Source organism: Streptomyces olindensis, assembly GCF_040645895.1.
Classification (GTDB): domain Bacteria; phylum Actinomycetota; class Actinomycetes; order Streptomycetales; family Streptomycetaceae; genus Streptomyces; species Streptomyces olindensis.
In genome coordinates this window covers 1-9621 of record NZ_JBEYZD010000132.1, presented here as the reverse complement: position 1 = coordinate 9621, position 9621 = coordinate 1, and the positions used below count along the sequence as shown (strand labels likewise).

Here is a 9621-nt window from a genome sequence, read left to right as displayed (position 1 = left end):
TACGCGGGCGTCCGCCCGGCACGCCGAGAGCACGCACCGAACGCCGCAGGGCCCGCCCTCCGGGCGGACGACGGGACTTTGCGGACACCCCCTAGGCGGGGGCGCCCCCGCCGGGGATCTCCGCGAGGCGCACCGGCCTGCGCTCCCGGCGCGACACCTCGCACGCCTCGGCCACGCGCAGCGCCTGCAGCGCCTCGCGCCCGTCGCAGGGGTTGACCCGCTCGCCCCGGACGACCTCGACGAACGCGTTCAGCTCCGCCTCGTAGGCCGGGCCGAAGCGCTCCAGGAAACCCGTCCAGGGCTTGTCCGCGGCCGGCGGCCCGGTCGGCTCCGTGGACGCGATCGGCGTACGGTCGTCCAGCCCCACCACGATCTGGTCCAGCTCCCCGGCCAGTTCCATGCGCACGTCGTACCCCGCACCGTTCAGCCGGGCACCCGTGACCGTCGCGAGCGTGCCGCCCTCCAGGGTGAGCAGCGCGGCGCCGGTGTCGACGTCACCGGCCTCGCGGAACATCGCGGGACCGGCGTCCGTCCCGGTCGCGTACACGTCCGCCACCTCCCGGCCCGTCACCCAGCGCAGCACGTCGAAGTCGTGGATCAGCGTGTCCCGGTACAGCCCACCGGACAGCGGCAGCCAGGCGGCCGGCGGCGGGGTCTGGTCGCTGGTCAGCGCCCGCACGGTGTGCAACCGCCCCAGCCTGCCGGACCGCACGGCCTCGCGGGCGCCCGCGTAGCCGGTGTCGAAGCGGCGCTGGAAGCCCATCTGGAGCACCGTCCCGGCCGTCTCGACCTCGGCGATCGCGCTCAGCGTCCCCGGCAGGTCCAGCGCGATGGGCTTCTCGCAGAACACCGGCAGGCCCGAGCGTGCTGCCCGACCGATCAGTTCGGCGTGGGCCGACGTCGCCGTCGTGATCACCACCGCGTCGACGCCCCACCGGAAGATCTCCTCCACGCCAGGCGCCGCCGTCTCACCCAGCCGGTGCGCCAGTTCCTGGGCCCGCGGGGCGTCCGCGTCCGTGAGGATCAGGGAGCCCACGTCGCGGTGCCGGCTGAGCGTGTTCGCGTGGATCGTGCCGATGCGGCCCGTACCGATGACGCCGATGCGCATGAAAACAAAGTGCGTGCCCGACCCGCCCCTGTCAATCTGAATGTCCGGACAATCTGACTACACAACTTCCCGTCAACAACGCACGGAGCTACGCTCGGCCCGTGCCGAAACCAGAAGTGGACCCGACCGTGCAGCTCGAGCTCAGCGTGGACCGCAGCTCCCCCGTGCCGTTGTACTTCCAGCTGTCCCAGCAGCTGGAGGCCGCGATCGAGCACGGCACGCTGACCCCCGGCAGCCTGCTGGGCAACGAGATCGAGCTCGCCGCGCGGCTAGGCCTGTCCCGGCCGACCGTCCGCCAGGCCATCCAGTCGCTCGTCGACAAGGGCCTCCTCGTACGCCGCCGCGGTGTGGGCACCCAGGTCGTGCACAGCCAGGTCAAGCGCCCGCTGGAGCTCAGCAGCCTCTACGACGACCTGGAGGCGGCGGGCCAGCGCCCCGCCACCAAGGTGCTGGTCAACACGGTCGTCCCCGCCTCCGCCGAGGTCGCCGCCGCTCTCGGCGTCGCCGAAGACAGCGACGTCCACCGCGTGGAACGCCTGCGCCTCGCCCACGGCGAGCCCATGGCCTACCTCTGCAACTTCCTGCCGCCCGGCCTGATCGACCTCGACACCGTCCAGCTGGAGACCACCGGCCTCTACCGCCTGATGCGCGCGGCGGGCATCACCCTGCACAGCGCCCGCCAGTCCATCGGCGCCCGGGCGGCGACGACGGAGGAGGCGGACCGCCTGGCCGAGGAGACAGGCGCGCCGCTGCTGACCATGCAACGCGTCACGTTCGACGACACGGGCCGTGCGGTCGAGTACGGCACGCACACGTACCGTCCGACGCGCTATTCCTTCGAGTTCCAGCTGCTCGTGAGGACGTGAGAGGACGGTCCGCAGCACCCCTGTGCACCGCACCCTGCCGTCCTGTGAGGCAGAATCGGGCGCGATGAGCACCTACCGCGACTTCACCGCCCCCATCGGTTCCCGCCGTGCCACCGTGCTCCGCACGGTCGGCACCCGGGAGCGCCGCTCACACCTGACGGCACCCCGCGTGCCCACGGTCGGCATCGACATCGGCGGTACGAAGGTGATGGCGGGCGTCGTCGACGCCGACGGCAACATCCTGGAGAAGCTCCGCACGGAGACCCCGGACAAGTCCAAGAGCCCCAAGGTCGTCGAGGACACCATCGCCGAGCTGGTCCTGGACCTCTCCGACCGGCACGACGTGCACGCCGTCGGCATCGGCGCGGCCGGCTGGGTCGACGCCGACCGCAACCGCGTGCTGTTCGCCCCCCACCTGTCCTGGCGCAACGAACCCCTGCGGGACCGCCTCGCCAGCCGCCTGTCGGTCCCCGTGCTGGTCGACAACGACGCCAACACCGCCGCCTGGGCCGAATGGCGCTTCGGCGCGGGCCGCGGCGAGGACCACCTCGTCATGATCACGCTGGGCACCGGCATCGGCGGCGCGATCCTGGAGGACGGCCAGGTCAAGCGCGGCAAGTACGGCGTCGCCGGCGAGTTCGGCCACATGCAGGTCGTGCCCGGGGGCCACCGCTGCCCGTGCGGCAACCGCGGCTGCTGGGAGCAGTACAGCTCCGGCAACGCCCTCGTCCGCGAGGCGCGCGAGCTGGCCGCCGCCGACTCACCGGTCGCCTACGGGATCATCGAGCACGTCAAGGGCAGCATCGGCGACATCACCGGCCCGATGATCACCGAGCTGGCCCGCGACGGCGACGCCATGTGCATCGAGCTGCTCCAGGACATCGGCCAGTGGCTCGGCGTCGGCATCGCCAACCTCGCCGCCGCCCTCGACCCGTCCTGCTTCGTGATCGGCGGCGGCGTCTCGGCCGCCGACGACCTGCTGATCGGCCCGGCCCGGGACGCCTTCAAACGGCACCTCACCGGCCGCGGCTACCGCCCCGAGGCCCGCATCGTGCGCGCCCAGCTCGGCCCCGAGGCCGGCATGGTCGGCGCCGCCGACCTCGCCCGACTGGTCGCCCGCCGCTTCCGCCGCGCCAAGCGCCGCCGCGTGGAGCGCTACGAGCGCTACGAGCGGTACACGCAGTCGCTCCGCAGTTCCCAGGAGACGCTGTGACCGCCTCCCTGCCCCACCAGGGCCCGTGGCCCGAGGAGCCGGACCACCCGGTCGAGGACCGCCGCCACATGATCCGCCGCAGGGCGCTCACCCTGCTGATCATCGTGCTGCTCATCGGTATCCCGGCCGGCTACCTGGTGATCTCCGCGAACCAGAGCCGGGACAGCGGCAAGGACAAGGAGGCCAAGTACTCGGCGACCGGCCTCACCGAGGGCTGGCCCTCCAAGCTCCAGCGCCGCATCTACCAGGTGCCGATCCCGCACCCGGCCTGGCACGTGGCGTACTACGAGACCAACAACTGGAAGACCAGCCGCCTCTACGCCCAGTTCGAGACCAACACGGCCGGCCTCGACGCCTACCTGACGGGCCTCGGGATGACGCGCAAGGACCTGAAGAAGGGCGACATCACCATCGGCGCCCGCGACCGCAAGGTGACCGGCTGGACGTTCCCCGGGGGCGACGGGTGGTACGGCTTCGTCCACCGGCAGAAGAACCCGGCCCCCACCCACGACGTGGTCGTGGACCTCTCCAACCCGGCGTACCCCTGGGTGTACGTCGTGTCCCGGACCGTGCCCTGACCCGCCGCCGGGGCCGATTGTCAGACCCCGCCCGTAGAGTCGGAGACGACTGATCCGACGGACGGGGCGGGAGGTGACAGGACGTATGGGTGACACGGCCGCGGTGGCCGAGCGGGCGGGGGAGCCGACGGCCCCGGTCCGCCTCCCGGCCGTCTTCCTGCCCGCACCCCTCCCGCGCCACGGCCGCATCGCCTTCTGGGACCCCGAGGGCGAACCCCTGCCCGCCGAGGACACCGAGCTGACCGTCGTACGGCGGCACGGCGCGGGAGTCCGGCGGCGGACCGCCCCGGCGCTGACCCTCCCGCTGGAAGCGGCCCTGCCGCTCCTGGTGCGGGCGCGGCACGACCCGGCGGCCCACCCCGCCACCGCCTGCTGGGGCGCCGCCGCCCTGCACGCCCTGCGGCTCACCGCGCGCGGCCGGCTCCTCCCCGGCCTGACCGTCACCGGCCACGACGCCTGGCGGGCCGGCCCCCTCGACCCGGACGACATCGCGCACCTGCGCGCGGTCGCCGCCGCCCTGCCGTACGAAGGACACGCCGTCCCGCTGCCCGGCCCGGGCCCGATCCGCCTGCCCGAACCGGAAGCGCTGGTGCGCGCCTTCCTGGACGCGGTCGCCGACACCCTGCCCCGCACCCCGGCCGCAGCCCACACCACCGGCAGGCCCTTCGCCGCCCGCGAGGCCCAGCGCCTGCCCGGCGCCCAGGACTGGGCCGCCGAGGTCGCCGCCGGCATGGACGCCGGCGTGCGCATCTCGCTCCGCCTGGACCTGTCGGCGTACGACCTGTTCGACGACGCCCCGGACGGCGGGGCGCGCAGCGCCGGCGCGGCCGTCGTCCAGGTGCACAGCCTCGCCGACCCGACCCTCGTGGCCGACGCGGCGGCCCTGTGGGCGGGCGAGGCCGCCGACGCCTTCGGCCCCCGCGCGCGGGTCGACGCCGCCCTCGCCGTCCGCCGCGCGGCCCGGGTCTGGCCGCCCCTGGACCGGCTCTCCGATCAGGACGTGCCCGATGTCCTGGCCCTGACCGAGGAGGAGCTGAGCGACCTGCTCGGGGTCGCGGCCACCCGGCTCGCCGCGGCCGGCGTCGCGGTGCACTGGCCCAGGGACCTGGCGCAGGACCTCTCCGCCACGGCGGTGATCCGCCCCGCGCCCGGCTCGGCGACCGACGGCACCGGCTTCTTCGAGAGCGAGGACCTGCTCCGGTTCCGCTGGCAGCTGGCGCTCGGCGGCGACCCGCTCACCGACACCGAGATGGACACGCTCGCCGAGGCCCACCGGCCCGTCGTCCGGCTGCGCGACCAGTGGGTCCTGGTCGACCCGGCCCTCGTCCGCAAGGCCCGCAAGCGCGACCTCGGGCTGCTCGACCCGGTCGACGCCCTGTCCGTCGCCCTCACCGGCACGGCCGAGGTGGACGGCGAGACGGTCGAGGCCGTCCCCGTCGGCGCGCTGGCCACCCTGCGCGACCGCCTGACCGCGGGGATCCGCCCGGCCGAGCCGCCCCCGGGCCTGCACGCCACCCTCCGCGACTACCAGCTCCGCGGCCTGGCCTGGCTCGACCTCATGACCTCCCTCGGCCTCGGCGGCTGCCTCGCCGACGACATGGGCCTCGGCAAGACGATCACCCTCGTCGCCCTGCACCTGAAGCGGGCCCGTCGCGAGCCGACCCTGGTGGTCTGCCCGGCCTCGCTGCTCGGCAACTGGCAGCGGGAGATCAACCGCTTCGCCCCCGGCGTCCCCGTCCGCCGCTTCCACGGCCCCGACCGCAGCCTCACCGGCCTGGACGGCGGCTTCGTCCTCACCACGTACGGCACGATGCGCTCGGCGGCCCCCGCCCTGGCCGAGCAGACCTGGGGCATGGTCGTCGCCGACGAGGCACAGCACGTCAAGAACCCGTACTCCGCCACGGCCAAGGCGCTGCGCACGATCCCGTCCCCCGCGCGCGTGGCCCTCACCGGCACGCCCGTCGAGAACAACCTCTCGGAGCTGTGGGCCCTGCTCGACTGGACCACCCCGGGCCTCCTCGGGCCGCTGAAGTCGTTCCGCGCGCGGCACGCCCGGGCCGTCGAGACCGGCGAGGACGAGGAAGCGGTGGAGCGCCTGGCCCGCCTGGTCCGGCCCTTCCTGCTGCGCCGCAAGAAGTCCGACCCGGGCATCGTGCCCGAGCTGCCGCCCAAGACGGAGACCGACCACCCGGTCCCGCTCACCCGCGAGCAGGCCGCGCTGTACGAGGCGGTGGTCCGGGAGTCGATGCTCGCCATCGAGACCGCCGAGGGCATGGCCCGGCGCGGCCTGGTGCTGAAGCTGCTGACGTCGCTGAAGCAGATCTGCGACCACCCGGCGCTGTACCTGAAGGAGGAGCACGCCCCGGCCGGAGACCGGCTCGCCGCCCGCTCCGGCAAACTCGCCCTGCTGGACGAGCTGCTGGACACGCTGCTCGCCGAGGACGGCTCCGCCCTGGTCTTCACCCAGTACGTCGGGATGGCCCGTCTGATCACCTCTCACCTGGCGGGGCGCGCGGTCCCGGTCGACCTCCTGCACGGCGGCACCCCGGTCCCCGAGCGGGAGCGCATGGTCGACCGCTTCCAGGCCGGCTCGACCCCGGTCCTGGTGCTGTCCCTGAAGGCGGCGGGCACCGGCCTGAACCTCACCCGCGCGGGCCACGTCGTGCACTTCGACCGTTGGTGGAACCCGGCCGTCGAGGAGCAGGCCACCGACCGTGCCTACCGCATCGGCCAGACCCAGCCCGTCCAGGTCCACCGCCTCATCACCGAGGGCACGGTCGAGGACCGCATCGCCGAGATGCTCCAGGCCAAGCGCGCCCTGGCCGACGCGATCCTCGGCTCCGGCGAGTCGGCCCTCACCGAACTGACCGACCGTGAGCTGTCCGACCTGGTGTCCCTGCGGAGGACGGCATGACGGCCCGCCCCTCCGACGAGGCGCGCCGGGCCCTCCGGGCGGCCCGGGCGCGGGCGCCCCAGGCCCCGGCCCCGACGACCCCTCCGGCGCCCACCGACCAGGAGACCCCCCGACCCGGGGACGCGGCGCGCGAGGCACTGCGGCGGGCGGTGTCCGAGCATCGGGGGAGCGGTCGGGGTGGGGAGGACCACGCGAGCGAGGAGGGCCCGGGGGAGGACGTCGGTGCACCCGAGGACACTCGGGCGGTGGGAACACCGTGGGAGCCGGAGCCGGAGCCGGAGCCGGAACCGGAGTCGGAGTCGGCGGCGCCGGGCGATCCGCAGGAGGTCCCGGCGGGACCCGCCTCTTCCGAGGCCCGACCCGGGGAGGAAGCCGAGCAGGCTTCGACGGCCGATGGCGACAGCGGTCGGCTCGGTGGTGGCGTGGGCCGGTCCGACGGTGACTCGGGTCGGTCCGACGGTGATTCGGGTTGGCCCGCCGGGGACATGGGTCGGCTCGACAGTGACTCGGGTCGTGCCGACCGCGACACCAACCAGCCCGGCCGTGACACCGACCGGCCCGGCCGTGACACCGACCGGCCCGGCCGTGACACCGACCGGCCCGACCGTGACTCCGACCGGCCCGACCGTGACTCCGACCGGCCCGGGCCTCGTGCGGCGGACGTCGCACGGGAGGCGCTGCGTGCGGCCCGGGACGACGCGCGACGGGCCCGGGAGGAGACCGAGCGGGAAGGCGCCCGGCGCAGGCGCCGGGCCCGGCAGAGCACCGTGGACGACAGAGCCGCGGCTGTGCGGCGAGCGCGCGACCACGGCGCCGGCGGGGCAGCGCATGACGTACACCAGTTGCTGTCCGGCCCTTTCCGACTCCCGAACCTGCCGAATCTCCCGAACCTGCCGAATCTCCCGAACCTGCCGGACGCGACGCCCGCCGACGGACCCGCCCCGGCGCCCGACGCCCATGAGGAGACGCCCGGGCACCGGAGCCCGCCCTCCCGCCCGACCGACCTGCAGCACGGAGAGGCAACCTCTCACGGGGGTGGGAGCCGAGGGGAGGCAACCTCTCACAGGGGCGGGAGCCAAGGAGAAACACCTCCCCGCTCCATGGCCGCCCCCCACCGGGACAGCGACCTCCGCCGTACCTTCCCGGCCTTCCCGCCCCGGGAGGGCAAGACCTTCGCCGAGAGCTGGTGGGGGAACGCCTGGGTCGGCGCGCTGGAGCAGGGCGCACTGGATGCCAAGCGGCTGGAGCGTGGGCGGGGGTATGCCGAGCAGGGGAACGTCGACGCCATCACGGTGACGCCCGGTCTCGTCCTGGCCTACGTGCGGGGCAGCCGCCCGCGCCCGTACCGCGTCCAGGTGCGGCTGCGCACCCTCGGCGACACCGACTGGGACAGGTTCCTGGACGCCGCCGCCGACCGGCCCGGGCACATCGCCGCGCTGCTCGACAAGGAGATGCCGCAGTCCCTGGCCGACTGCGGCGTGCCGCTGCTGCCCGGCCCCGGCGACCTGGAGCCGCGCTGCAGCTGTCCCGACCGCGGCCACCCCTGCAAGCACGCCGCCGCCCTCTGCTATCAAACCGCCCGGCTGCTCGACGCCGACCCCTTCGTGCTGCTCCTGCTGCGCGGCCGCGGCGAACGCGAACTGCTCGACGCGCTCTCCCGGTTGAGCGCCACCCGCGCGGCGCGCGCCGCCCAGGACCGGGAACCGGCTCCGATGCCCGGAGTACGGGCCGGTGACGTCCTCGCGCGGCGCGCCCTCCCGCCCCTCCCGGCGCCGCTGCCCCCGCCCCCGCACCCCGAGCAGCCCCCGGCCTACCCGGCCGCTCCCGGCGGCCCGGACCCCTTCGCCCTGGACCAGTTGGCGACGGACGCCGCCGCCCGGGCCCACGCCCTGCTCACCACCGGCCGCGACCCGGTCGGGCAGCTCACGCTCTGGCAGGACGCGGTGCGCCTGGCCGCGGCCCGTCCCGGCTCGGGGCTCACCGCCGGCACCCGGGCGCTCTACTCCTCCCTGGCGGACGCGACGGGCCGTACTCCGTCCGACCTGGCCCGCGCGGTCGCCGCCTGGCGGCAGGGCGGGCTGGAGGGCCTCGTCGTGCTGGAGGAGCCGTGGGACCCGCCGGCCGGGCGGTTCGACCGGGCCAGGCCCCTCCTCCTCGCCGCCGACCTGCCCGCGTTCCGGCCCTGGCGCAACCGCCTCACCCACCCCCGGGGCCACGTCCAGCTCCGCCTCGGCCGCGACGGCCTGTGGTACGCCTACGAGTCCGAGGCCGGCCGGGACGACTGGTGGCCGCGCGGCACCCCCGATCTGGATCCGGTCGGCGCGCTGACGGGCCTCGGCATTTCCGGCGAACTCTGAGGGGCCGCCTGTCGACGGGTCAACTTCCCGGCGGTTTCGGCGGGATGGAAAATGTTCTCTGCGCTAGGGTGACCGCGAAGTCCCCTGAATGAGGAGAGCGCATGACCATCAAATTAGTCAATCCTGATGGCCTGCCGAAACCGGATGTGTATCGGCAGCTTTCGATCGCGGAGGGCTCCAGGCTCGTGTTCCTGGCCGGCCAGGTGGCCCGCGACGCCGACGGCAATGCGGTGGGCACCGGTGACTTCGCCGCGCAGGTGGAGCAGGCCTATCTGAACGTCGGCCGGGCGCTGCAGGAGATCGGCGGCTCGTTCGACGACGTGGCGAAGCTGACGATCTACGTCGTGGACTGGTCCCCGGAGAAGTATCCGCTGCTGGGGGAGGGCGTCCAGCGCGCCGCCGCCAAGATGGGCGTCGACCCGCTGAAGCCGATCACCCTGCTCGGCGTGTCCGCTCTGGGCGAGCCGGACATCATGGTCGAGGTCGAGGCCACGGCGGTGCTCGACTGACCGGAGCCCGGACGGGTTTCCCCTTGTGCCGCGGGGGGGGGGGGGGGGGGGTGTGGGGGGCCGCGCCCCCCCCCGC

The 9621-nt window shown here is 74.6% G+C and carries 7 protein-coding genes; 6 read left to right on the top strand and 1 reads right to left on the bottom strand.

The features are described 5' to 3' along the window. Window positions 1-91: 91 nt before the first annotated feature. Window positions 92-1108, bottom strand: coding sequence for a Gfo/Idh/MocA family protein (locus ABZ948_RS39895; RefSeq protein WP_359768033.1), 1017 nt, complete (start codon window positions 1106-1108; stop codon window positions 92-94). Between the two features lie 128 nt (window positions 1109-1236). Here ABZ948_RS39895 and ABZ948_RS39890 point away from each other — a divergent pair, with 128 nt between their 5' ends. The 6 genes from ABZ948_RS39890 to ABZ948_RS39865 all read left to right on the top strand — a co-directional run bounded on the left by ABZ948_RS39890 (window position 1237) and on the right by ABZ948_RS39865 (window position 9545). Further along, window positions 1237-1974 carry a GntR family transcriptional regulator gene (locus ABZ948_RS39890; protein WP_359768034.1) on the top strand — a complete coding sequence of 246 codons (738 nt, stop codon included), beginning with the start codon at window positions 1237-1239 and terminating at the stop codon, window positions 1972-1974. 64 nt (window positions 1975-2038) lie between these two features. Then, window positions 2039-3187: an ROK family glucokinase gene (locus ABZ948_RS39885; protein WP_037759848.1), complete on the top strand. Its 1149-nt coding sequence runs from the start codon at window positions 2039-2041 to the stop codon at window positions 3185-3187. Continuing rightward, window positions 3184-3765, top strand: coding sequence for a sugar kinase (locus ABZ948_RS39880; protein ID WP_359768032.1), 582 nt, complete (start codon window positions 3184-3186; stop codon window positions 3763-3765). The genes ABZ948_RS39885 and ABZ948_RS39880 overlap by 4 nt, the downstream gene beginning before the upstream one ends. An 85-nt stretch (window positions 3766-3850) precedes the next feature. Next, window positions 3851-6679 carry an SCO1167/SCO6262 family helicase gene (locus ABZ948_RS39875; RefSeq protein WP_359768031.1) on the top strand — a complete coding sequence of 943 codons (2829 nt, stop codon included), beginning with the start codon at window positions 3851-3853 and terminating at the stop codon, window positions 6677-6679. Beyond that, window positions 6676-9036, top strand: coding sequence for an SWIM zinc finger family protein (locus ABZ948_RS39870; RefSeq protein ID WP_435857795.1), 2361 nt, complete (start codon window positions 6676-6678; stop codon window positions 9034-9036). Before ABZ948_RS39875 ends, ABZ948_RS39870 begins: the two co-directional genes overlap by 4 nt. Window positions 9037-9137: 101 nt before the next feature. Further along, window positions 9138-9545, top strand: a complete 408-nt coding sequence (locus ABZ948_RS39865; RefSeq protein WP_359768029.1) for a RidA family protein — start codon at window positions 9138-9140, stop codon at window positions 9543-9545. The last annotated feature ends 76 nt before the right edge of the window (window positions 9546-9621 follow it).